Annotated in this window: 24 protein-coding genes; 13 read left to right on the top strand and 11 right to left on the bottom strand. The window is 42.9% G+C overall.

From position 1 onward, the window contains the following. The first annotated feature begins 185 nt into the window (after positions 1-185). Together rho and H0262_RS10105 are read left to right on the top strand one after the other, a co-directional pair. Positions 186-1454, top strand: a complete 1269-nt coding sequence (rho, locus tag H0262_RS10110) for a transcription termination factor Rho (protein WP_020444407.1) — start codon at positions 186-188, stop codon at positions 1452-1454. A 341-nt stretch (positions 1455-1795) separates the two neighbouring features. Next, positions 1796-2035 (top strand): hypothetical protein, encoded by a 240-nt coding sequence (locus H0262_RS10105; protein WP_011514602.1) that lies wholly within the window; start codon positions 1796-1798, stop codon positions 2033-2035. A 168-nt stretch (positions 2036-2203) separates the two neighbouring features. Here the strand turns inward: H0262_RS10105 and H0262_RS10100 are convergent, their stop codons facing one another. Further along, on the bottom strand, positions 2204-3088 hold the full coding sequence (locus H0262_RS10100; RefSeq protein WP_011514603.1) for a neutral zinc metallopeptidase: 885 nt from the start codon (positions 3086-3088) through the stop codon (positions 2204-2206). A 541-nt stretch (positions 3089-3629) separates the two neighbouring features. Between H0262_RS10100 and H0262_RS10095 the strand changes: the two genes are divergently transcribed. Then, a complete protein-coding gene (locus tag H0262_RS10095; protein WP_020444409.1) occupies positions 3630-3986 on the top strand; it encodes a hypothetical protein in 357 nt (118 codons plus the stop codon). A gap of 177 nt (positions 3987-4163) precedes the next feature. On the opposite strand, the gene H0262_RS10090 is transcribed toward H0262_RS10095, so the two are convergent. The 5 genes from H0262_RS10090 to rpmI form a co-directional block, all read right to left on the bottom strand. After that, entirely contained in the window at positions 4164-4463 is a 300-nt protein-coding gene (locus H0262_RS10090; protein ID WP_011514605.1) for an integration host factor subunit alpha, read from the bottom strand. Between the two features lie 247 nt (positions 4464-4710). After that, complete coding sequence (gene pheT / locus H0262_RS10085) at positions 4711-7116, bottom strand: phenylalanine--tRNA ligase subunit beta (RefSeq protein ID WP_181210656.1); 2406 nt, start codon at positions 7114-7116, stop codon at positions 4711-4713. A gap of 104 nt (positions 7117-7220) precedes the next feature. Then, positions 7221-8276 (bottom strand): phenylalanine--tRNA ligase subunit alpha, encoded by a 1056-nt coding sequence (pheS, locus tag H0262_RS10080; RefSeq protein ID WP_181210655.1) that lies wholly within the window; start codon positions 8274-8276, stop codon positions 7221-7223. 339 nt (positions 8277-8615) lie between these two features. After that, positions 8616-8972 (bottom strand): 50S ribosomal protein L20, encoded by a 357-nt coding sequence (gene rplT / locus H0262_RS10075; protein WP_011281252.1) that lies wholly within the window; start codon positions 8970-8972, stop codon positions 8616-8618. Between the two features lie 150 nt (positions 8973-9122). Beyond that, the gene (gene rpmI, locus H0262_RS10070) at positions 9123-9320 is read right to left on the bottom strand and encodes a 50S ribosomal protein L35 (protein ID WP_011514608.1); all 198 of its coding nucleotides are present in this window, start codon (positions 9318-9320) and stop codon (positions 9123-9125) included. Positions 9321-9854: 534 nt separating this feature from the next. On the opposite strand from rpmI, the gene hisIE reads away from it, so the two are divergent. From hisIE to H0262_RS10040, 6 genes are all read left to right on the top strand, one after another. Next, the gene (gene hisIE / locus H0262_RS10065; RefSeq protein ID WP_181210654.1) at positions 9855-10703 is read left to right on the top strand and encodes a bifunctional phosphoribosyl-AMP cyclohydrolase/phosphoribosyl-ATP diphosphatase HisIE; all 849 of its coding nucleotides are present in this window, start codon (positions 9855-9857) and stop codon (positions 10701-10703) included. A gap of 189 nt (positions 10704-10892) precedes the next feature. After that, on the top strand, positions 10893-11135 hold the full coding sequence (tatA, locus tag H0262_RS10060) for a Sec-independent protein translocase subunit TatA (protein ID WP_011514610.1): 243 nt from the start codon (positions 10893-10895) through the stop codon (positions 11133-11135). A gap of 26 nt (positions 11136-11161) precedes the next feature. After that, positions 11162-11857: a Sec-independent protein translocase protein TatB gene (gene tatB, locus H0262_RS10055; RefSeq protein WP_181210653.1), complete on the top strand. Its 696-nt coding sequence runs from the start codon at positions 11162-11164 to the stop codon at positions 11855-11857. Next, complete coding sequence (gene tatC / locus H0262_RS10050) at positions 11857-12741, top strand: twin-arginine translocase subunit TatC (protein ID WP_181210652.1); 885 nt, start codon at positions 11857-11859, stop codon at positions 12739-12741. The genes tatB and tatC overlap by 1 nt, the downstream gene beginning before the upstream one ends. Positions 12742-12959: 218 nt before the next feature. After that, positions 12960-14459 (top strand): UvrD-helicase domain-containing protein, encoded by a 1500-nt coding sequence (locus tag H0262_RS10045; protein ID WP_020444415.1) that lies wholly within the window; start codon positions 12960-12962, stop codon positions 14457-14459. Between the two features lie 104 nt (positions 14460-14563). Further along, positions 14564-15586 (top strand): tRNA-dihydrouridine synthase, encoded by a 1023-nt coding sequence (locus H0262_RS10040; RefSeq protein ID WP_181210651.1) that lies wholly within the window; start codon positions 14564-14566, stop codon positions 15584-15586. A 49-nt stretch (positions 15587-15635) separates the two neighbouring features. On the opposite strand, the gene H0262_RS10035 is transcribed toward H0262_RS10040, so the two are convergent. After that, positions 15636-16061 (bottom strand): MAPEG family protein, encoded by a 426-nt coding sequence (locus H0262_RS10035; RefSeq protein ID WP_133104915.1) that lies wholly within the window; start codon positions 16059-16061, stop codon positions 15636-15638. Positions 16062-16075: 14 nt separating this feature from the next. Next, the gene (locus tag H0262_RS10030; protein WP_181210650.1) at positions 16076-16489 is read right to left on the bottom strand and encodes an OsmC family protein; all 414 of its coding nucleotides are present in this window, start codon (positions 16487-16489) and stop codon (positions 16076-16078) included. Between the two features lie 489 nt (positions 16490-16978). Between H0262_RS10030 and H0262_RS10025 the strand changes: the two genes are divergently transcribed. Further along, entirely contained in the window at positions 16979-17500 is a 522-nt protein-coding gene (locus H0262_RS10025; RefSeq protein WP_011514617.1) for an RNA pyrophosphohydrolase, read from the top strand. 97 nt (positions 17501-17597) lie between these two features. Here the strand turns inward: H0262_RS10025 and H0262_RS10020 are convergent, their stop codons facing one another. Next, positions 17598-18422: an NRDE family protein gene (locus H0262_RS10020; protein WP_181210649.1), complete on the bottom strand. Its 825-nt coding sequence runs from the start codon at positions 18420-18422 to the stop codon at positions 17598-17600. A 197-nt stretch (positions 18423-18619) separates the two neighbouring features. Next, positions 18620-20293 carry a DUF4139 domain-containing protein gene (locus H0262_RS10015; protein WP_181210648.1) on the bottom strand — a complete coding sequence of 558 codons (1674 nt, stop codon included), beginning with the start codon at positions 20291-20293 and terminating at the stop codon, positions 18620-18622. A gap of 157 nt (positions 20294-20450) precedes the next feature. Between H0262_RS10015 and lgt the strand changes: the two genes are divergently transcribed. From lgt to H0262_RS10000, 3 genes are all read left to right on the top strand, one after another. Continuing rightward, positions 20451-21335 (top strand): prolipoprotein diacylglyceryl transferase, encoded by an 885-nt coding sequence (gene lgt / locus H0262_RS10010; RefSeq protein WP_181210647.1) that lies wholly within the window; start codon positions 20451-20453, stop codon positions 21333-21335. Between the two features lie 73 nt (positions 21336-21408). After that, entirely contained in the window at positions 21409-22281 is an 873-nt protein-coding gene (locus H0262_RS10005) for a thymidylate synthase (protein ID WP_020444421.1), read from the top strand. Between the two features lie 55 nt (positions 22282-22336). Next, positions 22337-22909, top strand: a complete 573-nt coding sequence (locus tag H0262_RS10000) for a dihydrofolate reductase (protein ID WP_181210646.1) — start codon at positions 22337-22339, stop codon at positions 22907-22909. Positions 22910-23026: 117 nt separating this feature from the next. On the opposite strand, the gene uvrC is transcribed toward H0262_RS10000, so the two are convergent. Beyond that, the gene (gene uvrC, locus H0262_RS09995) at positions 23027-24871 is read right to left on the bottom strand and encodes an excinuclease ABC subunit UvrC (RefSeq protein ID WP_020444423.1); all 1845 of its coding nucleotides are present in this window, start codon (positions 24869-24871) and stop codon (positions 23027-23029) included. Between the last annotated feature and the right edge of the window lie 125 nt (positions 24872-24996).

The following is a 24996-nucleotide window of genomic DNA, read 5'->3' as shown; positions in this document are numbered from 1 at the left end:
CTTCACCTTTTATAACTTGTCTGCCTCTCTTGCGACAAGCTCATAAACTGACACATAAAATCAAAACTACATAAATTTTAACTCTGTATATATACCCTCTATCGCCCTAATAACATTGTTTTAATCACTGTCGTGATTTGTGAATAATGGCATCTCTCATCTTATCAACTGCTAACGACCTATCTATGAATCTTACTGAATTAAAGAAAAAATCAATCGCTGAGCTACTGGCCATCGCTAAAGAGATGGGTCTTGATAATATGGCACGTAGCCGTAAACAAGACATTATCTTTGCCATTCTAAAAACTCATGCCCGTAACGGTGAGGCCATCTATGGTGATGGTGTGCTTGAAGTGCTCCCTGACGGTTTTGGTTTTTTGCGCTCATCTGAAGGCTCTTATTTAGCAGGTCCTGATGATATCTATGTCAGCCCAAGCCAAATTCGCCGTTTCAGTCTAAAAACTGGTGACAGTATCGCAGGCACGATTCGTCCACCAAAAGACTCTGAGCGTTATTTTGCACTATTAAAAGTCGGTGAAATCAACTTTGATACGCCAGACCGCTCACGTCATAAGCTTATCTTTGAAAACTTGACGCCATTATTTCCAACTGAGCAGCTAAAGCTTGAGCTAGGTAACGGTACGACTGAAGATTTGACTGGTCGTATTATCGACCTGATCGCACCGATTGGTAAAGGTCAGCGCTCTATTATTGTGGCACCGCCCAAAGCGGGTAAAACGATGCTGCTACAGTCAATAGCACAATCGATCACTCGTAATAATCCTGAATGCTACCTCATTGTACTGCTGATTGATGAGCGTCCAGAAGAAGTCACCGAGATGGAACGTACTGTACGCGGTGAAGTGGTTGCCTCAACTTTCGATGAGCCGCCACAGCGCCATGTACAAGTGGCTGAAATGGTCATTGAAAAAGCCAAGCGCTTGGTTGAGCATAAGCAAGATGTGGTCATTTTGCTTGACTCGATTACCCGTCTTGCCCGCGCCTATAACACCGTTATTCCTTCATCAGGTAAAGTGTTGACCGGTGGTTTGGATGCCAATGCGTTAGAGCGCCCAAAACGCTTCTTTGGTGCTGCTCGTAATATTGAAGAAGGCGGCAGCTTGACCATTATCGCCAGTGCCCTTATTGATACTGGTAGTAAAATGGACAGCGTTATCTTTGAAGAATTCAAAGGTACCGGTAATCAAGAGATTACCCTTGAGCGTGATCTGGCAGAAAAGCGTGTCTTCCCTGCCATTAATATCAAAAAATCGGGTACACGCCGTGAAGAACGTCTGCTTGATGAAGATAAGCTTCGTAAAGTTTGGATCCTGCGTAAATTGCTACAGCCGATGGATGGTGTACAAGCAACTGAGTTCTTATTGGACCGCTTAAAAGAAGCCAAAACCAATGATGAATTTTTTGAGCAAATGAAGCGTAAATCACAAAATTGATTTTAAATCTTTTACGACAATAAAGTTATATAAATAATTGACGTTTTACTCATAAAGGCTGCCTATAAGGCGGTCTTTTTGTTTTTATTACTATTGGCTCTATCATTAGGAATAATTCGCGTCGAGAACAGTTAGCTTACTATCAGGATAAATACAATAACCCTAAGCAAAGGCACTACCAATGACACAGTGAGGCAACATAATTTACAGCTTACTTGCAAAGCTTAGCGTTTTTACTACGACCAGATTTATATATAAGGGCTACTATAAGGGTTAAGAACATACTGAAATATATACTGTATACTTAGTATTTTAAACTTGACGATTTAATAGGTGATATTATGAAACTTGCTAAAACTATCGCAATGACGGCTCTAACTAGCTCTGCTCTTATCATGGGTGGCTGTGCTACTAACGGATATAGCACTGGTCTAAGTAATACAGCTAAAGCTGCCACTGCTGGCGCTGCTGCCGGTGCACTGATCAAAAGTAAAGGCGATAGCAAAGATATCGCTCGTGGTGCAATCGCTGGTGCTGCTATTGGCGGCGCTGGTGGTTATATCTATGATCAAACCAGATAATCAGTTTTAAGCAGCTCTTTTGGCACATATATTTTATGAAAGATATTACCTAGCCAACTAGCTGACAAAAAAAGCCTGCAATCAATTGCAGGCTTTTTTGTGTCTAATGATTACTATATTAACTATTAATCATACCAATCAATATAACTGGTTTTATAATAGTCAGTGTTATAAAGCACCGCTAAACGTATCACAAGTTTGCACATTACCGCTCTCTAGACCGCGCGTAAACCACTCTACACGCTGTTGGCTAGTACCATGAGTAAAGTTATCAGGTACTACCGCCCCGCCTCCTGCACGTGCTAAGCGATCATCACCAATCTGACCAGCAGCATTGATAGCTTCGTCGATATCACCTGCTTCTAAAAACTGTACGCGCTCTTGATTGCGCTGCGCCCAAACACCAGCAAAGCAATCAGCTTGTAGCTCTTGTAGTACAGACAATTTATTTGCTTGTGCACGAGTCACTTGACGGCTGGCTTCATTTACTTGTTGAGTAATACCAAGCAAAGTCTGTACATGGTGACCTACTTCATGGGAGATCACATAGGCTTGGGCAAAATCGCCAGCTTTGTTCTGATTGTCACTATCCCCTGAGTTTTGGATATCACCAGAGATACCAAGCTTTTGACGCATCTCTACGAAAAACGACGTATCTAAATAGACCGTTTGATCACCTGGGCAATAAAAAGGACCAGTCGCTGAGCTGGCACTACCACAAGCAGAACTGACTTGTCCATTAAACAAAATCAGTGACGGCTCTTTATATGTACTACCACCCTCATTGAATATTTGATGCCAAACCTCTTCAGTGTCCGCCAAGACAACTTTGACAAACTGTGTATCCCGATCGTCACTGGTAGCTGGTTCAGTAGATGTATTACCACCGCCTGCGACTTCTTGACCTGTCTGCAATGCGGTCATGGGATTTACTCCAAATACTAGCCATAAAATACCAGCAATAATGATACCGCCGATACCGCCGCCCATTAGCTTACCGCCACCACTACTAGTACGCACATTAGTACTGCCACGTCTGCCTTGCCATTTCATAATCCTTCTCCCAAAAAATACGATATCTTATGCCACTCATATCGATCATGATTCATGTTATATAGTTTTTAGCTCAATCCTTTGATGTCATATCTTGATAACCTTTGCTAATTTCATCTGCCAGAGACTACAAACTGCTTTAAAACACTTAGCGCTTTTTTATATTTACAGCCAGTTATTGCGACTACCATTTAGCATTACTTATGTATCCGCTATCTTCTTTATTATGCTGTCATAAATAGCGCAAACAGATACAAAGTACCAGACATAAGAAATTTCTCTGCAATAAGCAGATGTCGTTGATTATACGTCGATTAATTTGACTTTTTGTATGGATAATTATGTAAAATAAGTAAAATAAAACCCTATTTACAATTTTATTGTAACTTAATTGTACAACCTCTTTCTATGCAGAAAGAAATCATATAGAATGCGTGAAAGCTGAGTAGCTGTGACTAAGACTAGTTGAATATCTGAGACATCTCGGATGTTCAACCTTTTTTGCTGCTACTGCTCATTTAATTATCCCGGAGAAAACCTTATGAACTTAAAATTACTTGCTCTAGCTGGTATCATGACTGCAACTATGGGCTTAACTGCCTGTGATAGCAACAAAGAAAACGCTGCTGAAGATTTATCTGACGCTCAAGAAGAAGTAACTGATGCTTCTGAGCAATTAGACGAAGCTGCTGCTGCTGGCGAAGCTGTTCCTGCTGAAGCAGAAGCTGCTGTTGCTGGCGCTGAAGCTGATATCGCTGATGCACAACTTGCTACTGCTACTGACGAAATCGATGCTGAAGTACCTGTAGACGGTACTACTACTAGCGTTGACGTAGCTAGCGAAACTCCAGCTGTAGACGCAGCTGACGAAGTTGTAGTTGAGCAACCAGCTCAGTAATTTTTATTTTTATAAATAAAAATACTGTACTAAAAAAAGAGAGCTTATGCTCTCTTTTTTTATGCCTGCAATTTGTGTTTTATATAACTGAGACAATGTCGCATAAAAAAATGATAGCTATAACAGTCGATTTAATAGACAACTGCGAACCATCACTTTTAATCTTACCCACTACTATTATTGGTCAAATAGGCGCTCATCGACCTGTTGACGAAATTTTTGTCCTGTTTTAAAGGTCACAACGCGGCGCGCTGATACCGCGACGGGCTCCCCTGTCTTAGGGTTGCGTCCTGGGCGACTATTTTTATCTTTAAGCTCAAAGTTGCCAAAGCCTGAAAGCTTGACCTCTTTGCCATCAATCAAACTCTCTGACAGTTCGTCAAAAAAATTCTCTACCAAACAGCGACCTTCTTGGCGCGTTAGGTTTAGATGATTCATCAAATGCTCGATCATGTCAGATTTGGTTAAGGTGCTCACAGTACGACTCCTATGCTATGTCGTGATGTCGAATATCATGGTTTAGCGGTATGAGAATTAGTGTTAGCTATTATAAAGGTTTTTGTGCGTCTTTTTAATAAAGTCTGCATTAAAATCCTTTATTAATAACCACTTAACTTACTCTATGAATAAAATCTTCTATCAGTTAATAATTTTTATAAATAGCAAAAATCCATAGCCTCATTTATATTGAGGCTATAGAGTATTTGTCTTTTTCGATTAGAGGTTAGCTGTCACGTAGCTGTGCTGAATGCTCAACCGTTAATGCTTGTACCACTTTATCAGTGGCCGTTTTTACAGCGTCATCCGATAAGGTTTGCGTTTTATCTTGCCATATCAAGGCAAATGCTAATGAACGTTGACCTGCTGGCACTTTTTCGCCTTGGTATACATCAAACAACCAAAGATCAGTCAACAGTGCACCTGATGCCTTACGTATAGTTGACTCTAGTGTTTGAAGGCTGATATCGCTGTCTACTAATATAGCAATATCGCGGCGTACTTGCGGGAACTTACTTGGAGTAGTAATGGCATGCTGTTCACGAGCAAGCGTTAGTAATGGTGCCAATGACAACTGCGCAACCCACGTAGCTGGCAGATCCAACTGTTTAGCGGTATTAGGATGCAATTGCCCCAACCAGCCAACATACTGATCGTCAATATAAAGCTTGGCACTTTGACCCGGATGCAAGAAAGCTAGCTCACTACGCTCATAGCGGATACGCGCACCATCCACTTGCGCAGGTAATAATTGCTCAATATCATGCTTAAGATCATAAAAGTCTAACGCACGGTTTTGATACGCTTGCTCGTCCCAAACATCTCCGACTGCTACTAATGCAATACTTGGCGTTTGTACTAACTCGCTAATACTTTGACCAACAAAGCTAAGCCCAGTTTCAAAGAAACGAACGCGCGGCTGCTGACGATTAAGATTGTACTGCACGCAAGGCAATAAGCTTGATAGCAAAGTACGGCGCATCACGGCTAAGTCACTAGAGATAGGATTGGCCAGTGCCAGTACTTCTCCTAGGGCTTTATCATCGAGCAAGGCTTCTATTTTTGCGTCACTAAAGCTAAAGCTGATCGCTTCCATATAGCCATTATCGACCAGTGCCAGCTTCATCTCATGCGTCAAATCTGCGGTATCGTCATAATCCATGCTGACTTGCAGGTGCGGCAAGATGCTCGGGATATTGTCATAGCCATAGATACGAGCAACCTCTTCGATCAAATCTTCTTTAATGCTCATATCAAAGCGATATGATGGCGGCATGCAAATCAGGCTATCTGCTTGCTGCTCTACCTTAAAGCCCAATTGGGTTAAGATACGCACCATAACTGCTGGCTCAATCTCAATACCGATAACATCACGGACTTTAGAAATTGGCAAGGTAATTGGCGCACGTGCCGGTAGGTGCTCGCTACTTTCGACTGTGATTATTTGCCTCGCTTGAGAATTCGTGACACTGGTAATCAAATCAACAGCACGCGCTAACGCAAGCGCTGGCAATTCAAAGTCTACCCCACGCTCAAAGCGTTGTGAGGCATCAGTATGCAGACCAAAACGGCGTGCGCGTGCAGCGATTGCCAATGGATTAAAGAAGGCACTCTCTAACACAATATTGGTGGTACTATCAGTCACACTACTACGCTGACCGCCCATGATTCCGGCAAGTGCAAGTGCGCCTTTATCATCAGCAATGACCAATTCATCACCGGTTAAGGTAATGGTTTGCTCATTTAGTAAGGTAATGGTTTCTTCAGGCTGTGCCAAACGCACAATGATATCGCCCTCGATAGTATCAGCATCAAAAGCATGTAGCGGCTGACCCAATTCCATCAAGACATAGTTGGTCACATCAACCAAAAAGTTGTGCGAGCGTAGTCCTGACTGAACCAGCGCATCTTGCATCCATTTTGGCGTATCGATACTACGATCGATATTGCTTATCGACTGTAAAAGGTAGCGTGGACAAGCTTCTACAGCACTGACTGTTACAGCTGGCATCACTTCGTTTTGAGTGAAATCGATATTATCAGGGATATTTGGCATTTGTAACGGCAAATCGTTAATGACGGATATCTCACGCGCAATACCACGTACGCTAAAACAATCACCGCGATTTGGCGTAATAGAGATATCCAATATTTGATTGTCTAAGCCTAGATATTCACGGATATCCATACCGATTGGCGCATCAGCTGGCAGCTCAAGTAAACCATCGATGCTGTTGGTTAAATCAATCTCAGACGCACCGCAGAGCATACCGTTAGAATCGACACCACGTAGGTTACCGTTTTTAATTGTGAAGCCTTTTTTGTCATCACTTGGCAAAACGGCTCCAACAGTCGCAACAGGCACTTTCATACCAACAGTCACATTGGGTGCACCGCAAACGATTTGTAACCGCTCAGCTGCACCAATATTGACCTGTGTGACGCGTAGCTTATCAGCGTCTGGATGCTGCTCGACGCTGATAACTTCACCAACGACCACACCACTAAAGGCACGAGCGACTGCAAAGCGATCATCAATCTCTAGCCCTGCCATCGTGAGTTGTTCAGCCAATTGCTCACTGCTATTATTGGGGTTTACCCATTGACGTAGCCACTGTTCGCTAATTTTCATAAGTATCTCGGATCAGAATTTTATAATAAATATTTTGAAGTAAAGGTTGGCACATTAACTTGTTATATTAACAAGGAGCACTTTTTATATAAACAAAGAGCACTCTAGCCAAACTGCTTTAAAAAGCGTACGTCATTTTGGAAAAACAGGCGCAAATCATCGATGCCGTAATATAACATCGCAAAGCGCTCAATCCCCATCCCAAAAGCAAAGCCAGTATATTTTTCGGCATCAATACCGCAGTTGGTCAGCACTTGTGGATGTACCATACCGCAGCCCATGACCTCAAGCCATTTACCATTATCATCGAGGATATCAACTTCAGCTGACGGCTCGGTAAATGGGAAAAATGACGGGCGGAAACGTACGGTTAGCTCTTTGGCAAAAAACGCTTCCAAGAACTCACTAATCAAGCCTTTTAGCTCAGCAAAGGTACTCGACTCGGTAACCATTAAACCTTCTAGCTGATGGAACATCGGCGAATGGGTTTGGTCCGAGTCATTACGATAGACGCGACCGGGACAAATAATACGAATCGGCGGCTCATTTTTTTCCATGGTGCGAATTTGCACGGGGCTGGTATGCGTACGCAGTAGGTAATGCGCATCAAAATAGAAGGTATCGTGCATCGCCCGTGCTGGATGATGCGACGGAATATTGAGCGCTTCAAAGTTATAGTAATCGCTCTCAACTTCAGGACCAGTAGCAACGTTGAAACCCGCTTGTATAAAATACTGCTGCATACGTTGGGTAATCATGGTCACGGGATGCAAATGACCTTTTTGCCCACCGCGAGCAGGCAAGGTGATATCAATGCTTTCATTTGCAAGCTTAGCATTTAGTGCAGCAACTTCTAGCTGCTGCTGCTGCTCTGTCAACGCATCTTGAATACGGCTACGAACTTCATGCAACCAGCCGCCGTAGGTTTTTTTATCGTCGCTGCTGAGTTTACCCATTTGCTTTGACCAGCCAGTTAAGGAACTCTTTTTACCGGTCAATTGCACCCGCAAATCTTGCAACGCACGCACATCAGTTACTTGTAGAATCAAGGCTTCAGCGGCACTGGCCAACTCATTTAGCTGAGCTTCATTAAGCTCGCTTAGCTCTGTGGACAAGGTCGGTAGCGCCGACAAATCGGTGGTAGCAGCAGGGGTAGTCATAAGACGCATTCTTCCTGATTTAAACGGACTATTAATAATAGTGATAGGTAATTGTAGGGATTTGACCAAATATTGCAAACCATTTACCCATTCATGTGACGATAATTTCAATGATATGAATGGCTTGAATATTTAGACGATGATAAACGCTATCCTATAACAGCGTATGTGATTCTGGTACTAAAAGTAGGCAGTCAGACAATGTGATATAAAAAAAGCCACCGACCAGCGGTAGCTTTTATTAATATCAACCTATTAATCAATATTATTCCTATCCATGTAGATAACTACTTATCAATAATGATTTAAAAAGCAGCCTACCTAAAGGAAGGTTAATATTTATGCCAGTTCCGCTTTAGCTTTTTCGACCAACGCTGTGAAAGTCGCTGCATCATGCATAGCGATGTCAGCAAGTACGCGACGATCGATTGCAATGTTAGCTTTTTTCATGCCATTGATAAAGCGGCTATAGCTTAAGCCGTTTAAGCGTGCACCAGCATTGATACGTGCAATCCAAAGACGACGGAAAGTACGTTTTTTGTTGCGACGGTCACGATAAGCATATTGACCAGCTTTGGTCACTGCCTGTACCGCTACGCGGTAAACACGTGAACGGGCACCGTAGTAGCCTTTTGCACGCTTTAAGATTTTTTTGTGACGACGATTCGCCTGTACACCACGTTTTACACGGGCCATAAATTACTCCAAGATATTTTTAATCATTATTAAACGAATCACGATGTCATCAGATAATAGACATCGTTATCAAATTGCAAAGTCATATACTTTTAATTCAGTAGCTATTCATTAAACAGCGCTTAATTAAAGATAAATGACGATAGCCTATTAAATGTATGGGCACATACGACGAACTGCTGCTTCGTCAGACTTGTGCACCAACTTAAGACCACGCAACTGGCGAATACGCTTAGGTGATTTCTTGGTCAAAATATGGCTTTTGAATGCTTGCTTACGCTTAAAGCCGTTCGCTGTTTTTTTGAAGCGTTTAGCTGCACCGCTTCTGGTTTTCATCTTATTTTTCATGATGATTTGCCTCTTTTTCTGTTTTAGAACCTGGTCGTCAAATAGTCAATAATGATTAGTGGCTGTAAAAACAGGCACCAAACCTCTATTTGCCTCGAGGTGGGAGGCGATATTTTAACAGATCGTACGCTGTTTTGCCAAGGAAAGTTTTAACGCTGTTTAGCGTATGTTGTTCTTTCTAATCACAAATACCTTGCTGCTTATTTTCGTCTTCCAAAACTTGATTATTAGCCACTTAAAGCACACGCTTAGCAGCAAAAAATGAGCAGCCACAAGCGATAGCTAGCTGAAAACAAACTAGGCGAATTAAAAACACTGTTAATTTGCAATTCTTGCTGTATCAAAATTCAGCTCGAGTATAATTGTGCTGTATTTACTGATTTAACATATTGAATGTCAGCTTAAGCTGTGTTTAAGTAGAGACTGCGTATTGATAAAGCGCTCACATGAAGGACAGATAGGCTGAATAACTATTATTTAGCGAATACTTAGCGACTTTTTATTATTTTCTACCTATAAGATGGCAACAAGATTATGACTTCACCTGCTTGGCTGGCTGCCGTAAATTTTAATGCAGATGGTTTAATTCCTGCAATTGCACAAGATTATGTGTCAGGGCGTATTTTGATGATGGCGTGGATGAATGCCGAAGCACTACAATTGACCGCGCAAACGCAGACAGCGGTTTATTTTTCGCGCTCACGTGCTAAATTATGGCATAAAGGCGAGTCATCAGGTCATACTCAGACCGTACATGATATTCGTTTGGATTGCGACGCCGATGTGATTGTACTTAGCGTCACTCAAGTCGGTGGTATTGCTTGTCATACTGGCCGCGAGTCTTGTTTTTATCAGCGTTTGGATTTATCAGGGCAAACGCCTGAGTGGCAAACGGTTGATAAAGTATTAAAGGATCCTGCTGATATTTATTATTCAAATACAGCAACACAAGCCACGCCTGAAATTAATGAAGCGGCGGCGGAAAATATAGTCGATTCAGATACCAATCAGAATGACCACAGCCCCATCACTCGCTCCATTTTGCAGCAGCTTGATAAAGTATTAGCAGAACGCAAACAAGCGGATGCCGATAGCTCATATGTAGCAAGCTTATACGCCAAGGGTTTGAATAAAATCTTAGAAAAAGTCGGTGAAGAAAGTACAGAGAGCATTATCGCTGCTAAAGACTTTGCCAATTGCAATGAAAGCACTGATAAAACCCAATATGACGAAGCTCGTCATGAGCTCATCTATGAGGTGGCCGATGTCTGGTTCCATACCTTAGTAGGTTTGGCTTGGTTCGATATCGAATCAGAGGCGGTATTAAATGAGCTAGGTCGACGCTTTGGTCTCTCAGGTATCGATGAAAAGGCGGCGCGATAGCGTTTTATAAGCTTGGCCATTACCCTGTTTGATTATTGTTGCTTTCACCTTTTTGTCATAACAGCAGGTTATAATATAGTGACGTGTTACTTCGCATAAGCGGTCGATAGCTTTTGTGTACGATCACAATATTCTATATACTCAACGTATTCCTATAAAGACTGAAAACCAAGACATAAGGATAGCATTATGGGCAGTTTTTCCATTACGCATTGGCTGATTTTATTGGTGGTGGTGGTTGTCGTATTTGGCACCTCCAAACTGAGAAATGCTGGTAAAGATTTGGGCGGCGCGGTCAAAGGTTTTAAAGAAGCCGTCAAAGATGAAAATACTGAACATGCCAAAAAGCAAGTGGTGCTCGACCATGATGGCAACGCACACACTGAAGAGCGCCCAACAACCACTAAGGTTGATGACACGCATAATGTATAGCATCTAGACAGTGACATCGAAACATTATGTTTGATATTGGGTTTTCTGAATTACTGCTTTTTGGCGTCATTGCCTTAATCGTCTTGGGACCAGAAAAGCTGCCCCAAGCGGCGCGTACCGCTGGGCAATGGTATGCCAAAATTCGCCGCACGGTTTCTACTTTGCAATCTGAAATCGAAGCGGAACTTGACTTAGCTGAGACGCGCCAGCAAATGCAAAAAGAGCTGGCCAAAATTCGCCAGACTGAAGCAGAAATGCGCCGTGAAATGGCAGAAATGCGCGGCAGTATGCAAGAGTTTGAATCCTCGAAAAACCAGCATTTAAAGGCATCGCGTGATCTAGTCGATGACGCTAAGCCCAGGCAAAGTAGCCAAGCCAGTAGTGAGAATGATGATAATCGACCAGTGAGCCCAAAATCCTTTGACTATGCCTACGATAGTAATAGACAGGCTGAGAAACCAGAAAGCTCTGAGCAGCCATCGGCACAAGGTGATAACGACAGTCTAAAAACTGATTTTAATGATAACGCCAATCCAGTGATTCAAACCATCACAACTAGACCGTGGGAAAACATGTGGTTTCGTCTTGGTGCTTATGATAAAGCGCGTCGTTTGCCGCAACCGCCTTACTTGCCAAACTATAAAGCCGATATCTTACTAAACAGCCATCTAGACAGTCCTTTACCCGAACAGACTTCTGTTAATAAGCAGGAGAGTAATTAGTGGGCTTATTTAAACGTAAAAAAAGCCGTCAAGAAAAAGTCGCGGATTCAGATATCGAGACCTCAACAGCTCCCATTGATGGTAATGTCGACAGCAATACTGATGACTCTGGCGATATCCTAAGCTCACTTGGCGATATGCCGATTACCGAGCATTTGATTGAGCTGCGCCGTCATCTGATTAAGATATGTGTTGCCGTACTGATAATATTCTTAGCCTTGGTCGGATTTTCACGTGAGCTCTATGATTTTTTGTCCGACCCATTGGTTGCTCAGTTGCCTGCCAACTCAACGATGATCGCGACGGATATTACCTCCAACTTTATGGCACCGATACGTCTGACTGTTTTCGTCGCTGCATTCTTTGCAATGCCCTATATTCTTTATCAAATCTGGTCGTTTGTCGCACCCGGTTTATATAAAAAAGAGAAAAAAATCGCGATTCCCGTTTTGATGTCCTCTATATTTTTATTTTATGCGGGTGTGGCTTTCTCTTATTTTATTGTCCTTAAAGGGGTTCTAAAATTCTTTATTATGTTCGCGCCGCAGAACGTCTTGCCGATGACAGACATCGACAGTTATTTAAGTTTTGCACTTAAACTCTTTATGGTATTTGGTTTAACCTTTGAGATTCCAGTCGTCACCTTGCTATTGATATTGACTGGTGTCGTCTCCATTCAGAGCTTAGAAGATAAACGCCGTTATATTATTGTCGGCTGTTTCGCCGTTGCTGCGGTCGTGACACCGCCTGATGGGGTGTCGATGTTGATGCTCGCCATTCCGATGTGGCTACTATTTGAGCTAGGATTATTTTTAGCGAAAATATTAATTAAAGAAGAGCACAGTCCTGCCTTAGCAAGCGATACAGGGTTAAATAAAGAATAACATCACTTGCCAGACACTTATTCCAAAAACAGCCAACGCGCTAATCTGTTAATATAACCTGCTTATTTCCATCTTTATTTTCTATGAGTTTTTGTATTATTGTCATGTGCGCTTGCAAGTATTTTGCAATTTCATATGACGAGTCAGCCATTGTCTATGCAGTGGCTTTTTTTACCCCCGTCATTTTTGATCCGTTTTACTCTTTTAGGTAATTTTTTATGTCCGCATCTATGCCAGCTTATATGAGCGATCCCACTGATGAGCAGCTGAGCGCGCTTAACATGGCGATGGATCACAAGTCATTTAAAGTGGTGGCTTATGCGGGTGCTGGTAAGACGACGACCTTAAAACTGATTGGTGAGCGTTTGCGTGGACGTGGCTTATATTTAGCTTTTAACAAGACGATTGCCAATGATGCTCGCTCAAAGTTTCCACCTCATGTGGAATGTCGCACCTTTCATTCGCTTGCTTATCGGCATGTCGCCCGTGATATCACTGCCAAACTATCCTTGCCGCGTTTTTCACCCAAGCGTCTGGGTGATGATTTGGGTTTGCAGCCCGTCCAAGTACGTCGGCAAATGGATGGTATAAACAAATATATTACCCTCACCCCAGCCCGACTGTCGCGATTCGTCAGCGATGCTGTCAGCAATTTTTGTAGTACACATGCCAGCTACCCTGCACCAAGGCATATTGAATTTCCAAGTTGGCTCGATGAGTCAGATGCCGAACAGTTACGTGAGATGCTCTACCCTGCCGTAGAGCAACGTTGGCTACAGTCGATTGATGCGCGCCATCCAGCTGGTATCGGGCATGATATTTATCTTAAATTGTGGGCATTATCGAAGCCAAGCATTCCAGCGGATTTTATCTTATTTGATGAAGCGCAAGATGCCGATCCATTGATGATGGGAATCTTGACCCAGCAGCCACGGCAAGTAATTTATGTGGGTGACGCTCATCAGCAGATTTATGAATGGCGCGGCGCAGTCAATGCAATGAAAAAATTGCCATTGCCACAAACCTTATTGACCCAGTCTTTTCGCTTTGGCGAACCGATTGCTGAGATTGCCAATACTTTGCTCAAAGCATTGCAAGAAGATGTCCCGTTAAAAGGCAATCCGAATAAGCAATCCTCTACTGACAAAGGCATGGTACACAGTAAAAAAGACGCCATTCTATGTCGCACCAATGCTGCTGCGATGTCGCAACTATTGACTGGACTCAAGCTCGGTCACCGCGTGGCGCTACAAGCTGATACCGATCGTATGCTTAAATTTTGTCAGGCCGCCGAAAACTTAAAAAATGGCAAGTCTGCTTATGGCGTGCCTGAACTGGCATACTTTTATAATTGGGGCGATGTACAAGAGTACTCTGAAACTAATGAAGGCAGCGATCTAAAAACACTGGTGAAATTGGTCGATGATCATGGCACCAATGTCCTGAGCCAAGCTGTCAATAGTCTTACCAGTATCGAAAATGCTGACTATGTTATCTCCACTGCCCATAAGGCGAAAGGGCTTGAATGGGGAAAGGTACAGTTAGATGATGACTTTTATTATGATGTGACGACCAATGCGGTCAAGATCAGCCCTGAAGAGTTGCGTTTGCTCTACGTTGCTTGTACACGTGCGCAGAGTAATTTGGACATCCATAATATCAAAGACTTGATATCAGGCTTACAAACAGGCAAAAAAGTTATTTTTGGTAATACTTAATCTTTCTAACTTCATCAATCTTTGTATTTGCCACTCTAAACCTCTAGCCTACCTTTCTTTATGTCAACCTTTTAATAGCAACCTTTTAGCAGTGAACAACAAGCATGAATACTAATCAGCAACTTCAAATACGTCAAAACACCATCCATCAGTTATTTGCCAATCCTGTCCGCTTACTTGCGCCAATGGAAGGTTTGACCGACCCGTTAATGCGGCAAATCCTCACGCAAATTGCATCAGACTTGGGTCGCCCTTATGATTGGTCGGTTAGCGAATTTATCCGTGTGACTCAGCATGTCTTGCCCGCGCATGTATTTTATAAATACGTTCCAGAATTGCGTCATGATGCCAAGACTGCCTGTGGCACACTGATTCATGTCCAGTTGCTCGGTAGTGAAGCTCAACTCATGGCAGACAATGCCGCTTATGCTGCCGAGCTTGGTGCACCAGCGATTGACATCAACTTTGGTTGTCCTGCCAAGACTGTCAATAGCCACCGTGGTGGTTCGATATTATTGGATGAACCCGAAACCATGTATCAGATTATAAGCGCGGTGCGTCAAGCGGTACCTGCCGACATTCCAGTCTCAGCCAAAATTCGTTTAGGTTATACCGATACCAGTCTCATGGATGATATTCGCGGCGCGATTAACGACAGTGGTGCTGATTGGCTAACTATTCATGCACGAACCAAAACCCAAGGCTATAAGCCACCAGCCTATTGGGACAAGATTCAAAGTTTTAATGCGCTCGATATTCCAGTCATTGCCAATGGCGAAATATGGAATGCAAAGCATGCGCAAAATTGTATGGTACAAGCAGGTACAGAGCATTTGATGTTGGGTCGCGGCGCAGTCACCCGTCCCGATTTGATTGCGCAGGTTGATAGAGAACATAGTCAGACTTTAAATAATGAAAAAACATTGTTATGGCAAGACCTGATTGCGCATCAGATTAAATTTCTGCAAGGCACGGCAAAAAGCGATATTGTATTGGTCGGTCGTTATAAACAATGGTTAGCGATGCTCACCAAAGGCTATAGCGAGGCGAAGATATTATGGAACAGTATTAAAAGAGAGAAAAATAAAGCAGCTATCATTAGCGCACTACAAATGAGTGCACAGTAACGTTAGCTGCTTTTATCTTATAAGCATTAGTTTTTTCAATCAGCTGCTACTATACACTGACTCGAATAGCTAAATAAAAGAGCATGAGACAGCAGGCAATAGAAAGACCCCAAAGGATAGAGCGGAACATCGCCAAATTAGTGATGTAAGCCACGCAAAAACCGATACGAATCAGCACGTATAGCCAAGCCAATGTATTCACAATCAGCTGTGGCACAAAAAACAGCATCGCTGCCAAGACTGCAGCTAAGAATACCGGTAAAGTCTCATAGCTATTCTGCTGCGCGGCATTAGCACGTGCAGCAGCGCCCGTCGTACCTTGCAAAAAATCACGTGGATGGGCATTGTCAGCCAAATTAAAGCCGCCGAGCATTTTTGCAGTCAATGCCATTGTTAATGGCAATAGACTTGCCACTACCATTGCCCAAATTGCTGACGATGCGGTATCAGAGACCAACCCTAAGAATAAATTCATCAATATACTCGCCTTTATCCTGCGATAACTTCAAAGTCATGCGTCACATTGACCCCGCCTTGTACCAACATACGACTGGCTGAGCAGTATTTTTCTGCGGATAATTTAATGGCTTTTTCTACTTGGCTGTCTTTGACGTCTTGACCGGTCACGACAAAATGCATATGAATATCAGTATAGACAGCCGGTACGGTTTCGGCACGTTGAGCAGTCAGCTCACAACGTACGTCAGTCACATTTTGACGCGATTTCTGCAAAATCGCCACCACATCATAGCTAGCACAACCACCAAGCCCTAGTAGAATCAGCTCCATTGGACTGGCGCCTTTTTCTTTATCAGCATCGATTTGTACATTATGCCCTGATGGCGATATACCCATAAAGGCTTTATTCTCTTGCCATGTAACGCTTGCTTTAGATTCTGACATTTTTAATATTCCTAGTTTTATTTAATAATAGGTTCTTATTTGTTCGATATTATTGGTTCAATATATAAGAATAGCTTTATCGATTTAATGCTTTATCGTTGATTAAGATAAGCAAAATATGACTAGTGTAGCATAAGCTAAAACCCGCATTAATGAATCAAAAACTCGTATTATTACTTATATTATTAAGTAAGCACTTATAACGATAAGACACTAAAGCAAAAACTTTGACAACAAAATAACTTAGCTAAAGAATACACAAAAGTCTGCTTAAATATCTTTATATAACCTCTTGATTTTAAATCATTAAAGCTGTGAAACATTTTATAGCAAAATACTGTTACACATTTTGCTCTTTTCTTGGTTTAATGATGGTAATGAATCTTATTTTGCCAAAGTATCGATAGCAATCACCCTATAATAATTATGATTGCTGTCACTGTGCCTTGTTGAAATAAGCTATTTTTAAACATTTTAAAAGGTTACGTCATGATAGATGCAGACGGCTTTCGCGCCAATGTCGGCATCATCTTGGCAAATACACAAGGGCAAGTTCTGTGGGCAAAACGTATTGGTCACAACGCTTGGCAGTTCCCTCAAGGCGGTATCGACCGTGGGGAGACGCCGATGGATGCGATGTATCGCGAGCTCTGGGAAGAGGTCGGTCTACATCCGCGTCATGTCGATTTGCTAGCGGTTACGCAAGATTGGTTGCGTTATCGTCTGCCAAAACGCTATGTACGTCATGGGCAGTACCCTTTATGTATTGGGCAAAAACAGAAATGGTTTTTGCTACGCTTAGATGAGCCAAATACCCAACACATCCGCTTTGATGAGGGAAAACCAGAGTTTGATAACTGGCAATGGGTCAGCTACTGGTATCCACTTGGACAAGTGATTCACTTTAAACGCAGCGTATATCGTCGCGCCTTGCAAGAATTGGTGCCCGAGCTACCGCTTCAACAAGGGCTTATTATTCCGGAACAAAACAACCATTTGTTGGTGGAATAAAGTCACTAATTTTTAATGCAATTAGCACAATAATGAATACCGTTAGTGATATCTAATATCATTAGCGGTATTTTTTTCACTGGATTTTTATAAAAAGCTAATGAGTACATTCACGGCTGACGATTTCAGCTTGAATGCCTGAATCTTTAATAGTATTTCGCCGTAACGTTAAAATACTTTGTGTCCTTGTACCGTAGCTTGGCACGGCATTATTGGCAGCCTCCTTACTAGCAATGCCAGTAAGATTGGCACCTTCAATATAAATCGAAGACAGCGCTTGCTCTATTTTGATATCGATACCAGTATTTGGTAACTCTTCTTCTGGTGCTTGAGTATTATCGGACAATACCTTAAAAGCAGCGTCTTGCCAGTATTCAAAATCACTATCTTCGCTAATTAATGGCAATATTTCTTGACGTAACCTGCCACGCAAACGCTCTGTCTTAAACCAACCCTCTTCTGGCTGTCCATTAGAGAATACGTGCAAGCCTCCATATAAGGGTGTTGGTGCATGACCACGGTTGTTAACGACAACCGCTTGTTTGCTATCGCCGATAATCAGATTAAACCCAGCATATTCTTGCAGACTGATTTTCCGTGCAAATTCCATCGGGCTTAAGCAACTGGTCAAAAAACCAGCGACCAATTCACCACGTGAGCGCTCATCATTACTTGCCTGCACACCATCGCGAAAGTTCAATACTGCCGCCCAGCGACCATTTTGCTTATAAAAGTCAGCATGCTGCTCTTGGTGAATTCCTAACCACGTACCGCCACTTTGCGCATCACGCCCTGCAAAAATAGGCTTATCTTCCCATTGATGTAGTAGCTCTGTCGGACGCTGTAAAAACTCATCGCGATTGGACAATAAAACCAAAGGCAGCTCATCAAATAACTGCCAAGCAATGGCGACAATACACATAGAATTCCTTTTATATGATTGGTATATAGTCATTTCAATATAAAATAGGCTCGTTCAAAATAGTGTTATGCTGGGATAAATTTTCCTCGCTTGCCGTGCGCTTTACACTCCAGAGGCTTCATAAAATTTATCCCAGCAGCATTCCCATCAGGATTGTATTTTTTAAATTGAATCGATTATATGGTTCTGATTTAACATTAATTCGTGCTTAATTTTTTATCCGCAGGATAGCTAATTTGATAGATTGACTGCACAACTTGAGATTGTTGACTCGGTAAATCGAACTCCCACGCTACCATTCCTTTGTTATCATTCCAATCTTTTTTGCTAATCGCTGGTGTATGCGTCGCGGTTACTTTAATGCTGTCATCGCTACTCAAGGGTTCTGCGCCTAACACTTGCATGCGCATACTACGATTGTGCTGATTGGTAAATTGATACGCCTGAGTGATGGTTTTGGTTTGTTGACGATTAAACACGCCTTTGTCGCCTTTTTTGTTTTCATCAGTCAGCGGTTTCACAAGCAAGCTCGGATCAACACCAAAACCAATCCCCTGCTCTTTTAGACTCTGATAATCATAGCGCGACTGACCAACATAGTTATCGTCGCGATACAGTTGCAATGAACCATCTGCCCAAGCTGGCGTCAAAAATGGCGCAGACGCATACCAGTAAGCGGCAGCTTCTACGCTCGGTGTACTCCGTAGCCACAGCTTACTGATGCCGGATTGTTCATCAATAATAGTGCGTACGCGTCTGCTATCACTTGGAATACTGACGCGCTGCGGTAAGCGATACTCGGTAATACCATTTTTATTTTGACTACTAACCGTAAAGCTCGGTAGCGGCGCCATACCACCTGCACCGCCATAGCTGTCGCTGGCAGAAACAACAACCACTGGAGCAGCTTCCATCATTGGTTGTGCATAACGGCTCAACTTAGCTTGCTCTTCTTCATATAATGACAAACGTTCAACTCTTGGTAGCTGGCTGGTCGTCGTTTGATTGGGATTGACAGTACTCAAAATAACGGGCACGTTGTTCCAATTCTCGCCTGTTTGTTGGGCAATGATGGCAGAGGCGGTGATATTGAGTTGTTTATTATCGGTATTTAAACGCGCTTGATAAGTCGGCTCCCAGCTGGCACCGCGTACTTGATAATGTAATTTAACACTACTAGCAGAACGGCTAGCGGTACGTACACTGACTTGGGTGACATTCCTTTGTACTGAAGAAGTACTGTCAGCGACCAGCTGATTTAAATCGTCTTTAGCACGAGCTTCTCGCTTTTGTAGCTCTACTATTTTTTTGTTAATACTGGCGGCTTGCGTTTCTAAGTCGCGTGCATTATTGGCAAGGGTACCAGTGGTGTTTATTTGCGTGACTTTGGTTAGGTTTTGCAAATAGGCTTTGGTCAGGCGTGCCGCTTCCAATTCGGCACTGATATCCGCTAGATTATTCTGCTGAGTCTGTACATTAGCTGCCCCTTGATACTGGCACTGCGCTGCTTGCTCGCCACTCAAGGTTTGAATACTGACTTCACCGATATTAACATTGCCCAGTGCTTGCACACTAATACTGTCAGGTTCAATCGCAGGCGAAAGACAGGAAAAAACCAGTGTCTGCTCACCTGTGCCACTGATGGGCAGTACACGCGTGACACTGGCTAAGCCTTGATAAATGGTAATTTGTTCGATACTACTGGTTGCTGCTTGCGCCGTCACTGGCACAAAAAAACTGAAGCCTGATGCGACTATACACAATAAAGATAATGGCAATCTGTTTAGCTTAAGGTTTGGCGATTGCACATCAACTGCGGTAGTTAACCGTTTATCGTGCAAAAATGATCGTGATGATACGGTAGCAGACATGATAATTCCTTAAAAGTTGATGCGCTTTTTTTCATCTTATCGGTTTTTTTAGCGCTTTGCTATTCATTCAATAAACCATACATTTATCATAGTGTTCGCAAGGGATGAATTTTGCTATTATAGACAGCATTTAATTACCAATAATGATGATGCCCTTATGATAATTCATCCTCAGTATAATCCTGTAGCGCTGTCCTTGGGTCCAGTAGAAGTACACTGGTATGGCTTGATGTATTTGCTCGCATTTGCTGCAGCTTTTGGTCTGGCTTGGTATCGCAGCAGCAAACGTGACAATTGGACCACCGATATGGTGTCCGATTTGGTCTTTTATGGTGCGCTTGGTGTCATTTTGGGCGGTCGTATCGGCTATGTGCTGTTTTATCAGTTTGGCGAGCTATTACAAAACCCTGCCTATCTATTAAAAGTCTGGGAAGGCGGTATGTCTTTCCACGGCGGTTTTATTGGTGTCATGGTAGGCATGTGGTTCTTTGCCCGTAAGTATAAGAAAACTGCCTTCCAAGTATTCGATTTTATCGTGCCTTGTGTACCAACCGGTTTACTATTTGGTCGCATTGGTAATTATATTAATGGCGAGTTATGGGGACGCGTATCAGACGGTGGCTATAACTGGCTGACTTATTTTCCGCAAGCCGCTGCCTTTGATATGGAGCAATTACAGAGTAATCCACAATTGCAAGAGCTAATGATTGAGGTTAATGGTCAGTATGTGCTGCCCCGTCACCCATCGCAGCTATATGAAGCCTTTGCCGAAGGTCTGCTGCTATTTATCTTCTTATGGTGGTATTCATCAAAGCCGCGTCCACGTATGGCTGCATCTGCTGTGTTCTTACTAGGTTATGGTATCAGCCGCTTTATCATCGAATTCTTCCGCCAGCCCGATGCTGACCAAGGATTTATATTGTTAGGCTGGATGACCAAAGGGCAGCTACTGAGTGCACCGATGATTATTGCTGGCTTGATTATGCTGATTTATGCTTATAAGCGTGGTATTTATGACTGGGGTAAGCAAGCCGCTTATTAAGCTTTATCTTCTTCATGCACCACGTTAAGAACTATATTAAAGATGCGTTTTAATAGCGCAGAAGAGTAATTTTATGACCATGAACAGCTCTATCATTAAAAACGAGCAAGCCTATTTAGACCTGCTACGCCTTGTCCTTAACGAAGGCACGGAAAAAGGTGATCGTACTGGTACTGGTACGCTGAGCCATTTTGGCGCGCAGCTACGTTTTAATTTAGCCGATGGCTTTCCATTGTTAACCACCAAAAAAGTTCATCTTAAGTCTATCACTTATGAGCTCCTATGGTTTTTAAGTGGCAGTACCCACGTTGATTATTTGCAACAAAACGGTGTACGCATTTGGAATGAATGGGCAACTACAGAGCAAACTGCGCGCTTTAATCGACCTGCAGGCGATTTAGGTCCTATTTATGGTCACCAATGGCGTAATTATGGCGCGACCACAACTGCAGATGGGCAGTATAACTCTGACGGTGTCGATCAAATCGCACAAGTGGTTGAACAAATAAAGACTAATCCTAACTCGCGGCGCTTAATCGTTTCTGGTTGGAATCCGGGTGAAGCAGATCAAGTTGCCTTGCCACCTTGTCATACGTTATTCCAGTTTTTTGTTGCGGATAATAAACTCTCCTGCCAACTCTATCAGCGCTCAGCGGATTTATTTTTGGGCGTACCCTTTAATATCGCAAGCTATGCCATGCTTACCCATATGGTGGCACAAGTTTGTAATCTAGAAGTTGGTGAATTTATTTGGACCGGTGGCGATTGCCATATTTATCAAAACCACCGTGAGCAAGTGGAGCTGCAGCTAACTCGCTCGCTTTATACGCTGCCGACATTAGCGCTTAACCCTAATGTAAAAGATATTTTTGCTTTTAATTATGATGATATCAGCGTTGATGGGTATGAGTCGCATCCAGCGATTAAGGCGCAAGTGGCGGTATAGCGCCTGTTTATTCGATTGTATTTAAATATATTTAAACATTAGCAAAGGATAATTTATGAGTTATGCCAACACCGAAGTTGCCCAAATCGCGGCTATCAGTAGCAATCGCTGTATTGGTAAAGATAATGAGCTACCGTGGCATATCTCAGCCGATTTGCAGCATTTTAAAAGTATGACAACCAAACCAAATGACGGTGCGATACAAGGTATCGTGATTATGGGTCGCAAGACGTTTGAATCAATGGGCAGCCGACCTTTGCCAAAACGCGTGAGCTTTATCATCAGCAGCCAGATAGATTATGCTGAGCAAAAGGGCTTGGTAGGTAGTGAAAAAGCTTATGTAATGCATAATTTAGACGATGCCTTAACCCAAGCAGCTAGCCTAGCGCATGGTGCGCATCTTGATACGATTTGGGTAATTGGTGGCGAGCGCGTGTTTAGCGATGCATTGCTGTACACCGACCGTATCGAACTAACTCACGTTGACACTGAAATCGTTGATGGCGATGCCTTTTATCCTGAGCTGCCAAGTGAGTTTGAAGTTGCGGAAGAATCTGAGCAGATGCATGATGAAAAAAGCGCGTTAGATTTTAGATTTGTAACTTATAAAATAAAAAGCGCTGAATAATAGTAAAATTTTAAACAAAACGTAAAAAGAGGCTATCCTAAATAACTCTAGGACAGCCTCTTTTTTCATGTTCAAATTTTATGAACATAAACCTAAATTTGACGAACATTACCTAGACTACTCATGCAGCACTTTATAAACAGTTTTCGCTAATACCGGACCAATTCCCTGCACACCTGCCAATTCTTGCTGCGAGGCACCAAGCAATTGCTGCATGCCGCCAAAGTGATTGAGCAAATCGCGGCGACGCTTTTCACCCAGCCCCGGAATCACTTCTAGCACCGACGATGAACGACGTTTATCACGCTTCTTACGGTGCGCTGTAATCGCAAAACGATGCGCCTCATCGCGGATATGCATTAATAAATGCAGCGCCTTGCTATCCATAGGCAAGTCAAGTGGCTCATGGTCAATAAAGTGCAGAACTTCAAGTCCAGCCTTACGACCTTCACCTTTTGCCACACTGATAAGCAAAGTATCACCAAGGATACCCAACTCAGTCAGCACTTCTTTAGCGATACCGAGCTGCCCTTTACCACCATCAATCAGCAATAAATCAGGCAATGGCTGCTTCTTATAACGCCGTGTTAACACCTGCTTCATCGCTGCATAGTCATCACCGCCGACAATGTCATGGATAGCATACTGACGATAATCACGACGACGCGAGCCACCTTGATCAAAGACCACACAGCTACCAATCGTCGCCTCGCCCATCGTATGTGAGATATCAAAACACTCGATACGGTCAATGGTACGATCCGTGACTTCGGTCAAGACATCTTTTAACGCCCCAAAGCGTGCATGTAACTCTAAATAATCACCAAGTTTGGTTTTTAGTGCATTATTAGTATTGAGTTTTGCTAAGTCTAACCATTCAGCACGGTGCTCACGTACGCTGGTTTTGATAACGACCTTACTACCAAAGTGTGTTGCCAACGCTTCACTCACTGCTAGCTGATCTGGTAATTCATCGCTCAATATAATCTCTGCTGGCAAATCATCCGTCACCTGAAAATAAAATGAGGTGATAAACGCTGATAAATTGTCTGCAAGAGGCTCACTGCTATCGACATCAGGGAAGTAGTTCTTACCGCCAAGCACGCGCCCACCACGTACCGTCAATACGTTGACACAGGTCATGCCTGCTTGACTGGCAATAGCAATCACATCTGCCTCACCCTGCACTGTATAAACGGCTTGCTTGGCTTGTACTTCACGCAGCATAGACAGCTGATCGCGATAAAAAACTGCCTTTTCAAAGTCTAGCTCTTCAGCAGAAGCTTCCATTTTTTCAATCAAAGCAGTATGGATATCACTAGAGTCACCTTTTAAGAAACGAATAGTATTATTGACGTCCTCGCTATATTCTTCTGGCGATACTAAGCCCACACAAGGAGCACGGCAACGCTTAATTTGGTATTCAAGACACGGACGCTTACGTTGCTTAAAAAAGGTATTGGTACATTGGCGCATTTGAAACATTTTTTGCATGAGCACCAGTGTTTCTTTTGCCGCATGCGCAGAAGGAAAAGGACCGAAAAAGCGACCCTTTTGGTGATTGCCTTTACCGCGACCATAAGCCAATCTTGGATAAGGCTTATCTGCTGAAATAAACACATAGAGATAGGATTTATCATCGCGCAGTAGCACGTTATAAGGCGGACGATATTCTTTAATCAGATTTTGCTCAAGTAACAGCGCTTCCGTCTCACTGCGGGTAATGATGGTTTCAATATTATGTATCCGTGCCACCAGTGCTCGTGTCTTAGGATGATCAATGGTTTTCGCAAAGTAGCTGTTCACACGGCTCTTGAGTGATTTAGCTTTGCCGACATATAAAATATCACCATTTTTACCCAGCATTTTATACACTCCCGGCAAGTTTGGCAGGCGCTGGATTAAATGTTTAAGACGGGCTTTCTTGTCATCGATGGGACTCGATTCTGAGACATTGACCATAGAATTTATTGCTCTCAAGATACTGATATACAGATGTTTATGGGGCGATGGTATCGGTTTTACAAGAACCCTTATCAGCTTAGCAATAACCATAAAAAAAGCCAGCACCAAGGCTGACTTTTTGC

It is taken from the genome of Psychrobacter sp. D2 (genome assembly GCF_013608135.1).
In the GTDB taxonomy this organism is placed as follows: Bacteria; Pseudomonadota; Gammaproteobacteria; order Pseudomonadales; family Moraxellaceae; genus Psychrobacter; species Psychrobacter cryohalolentis.
This window is presented reverse-complemented; position numbering and strand designations above follow the sequence as displayed.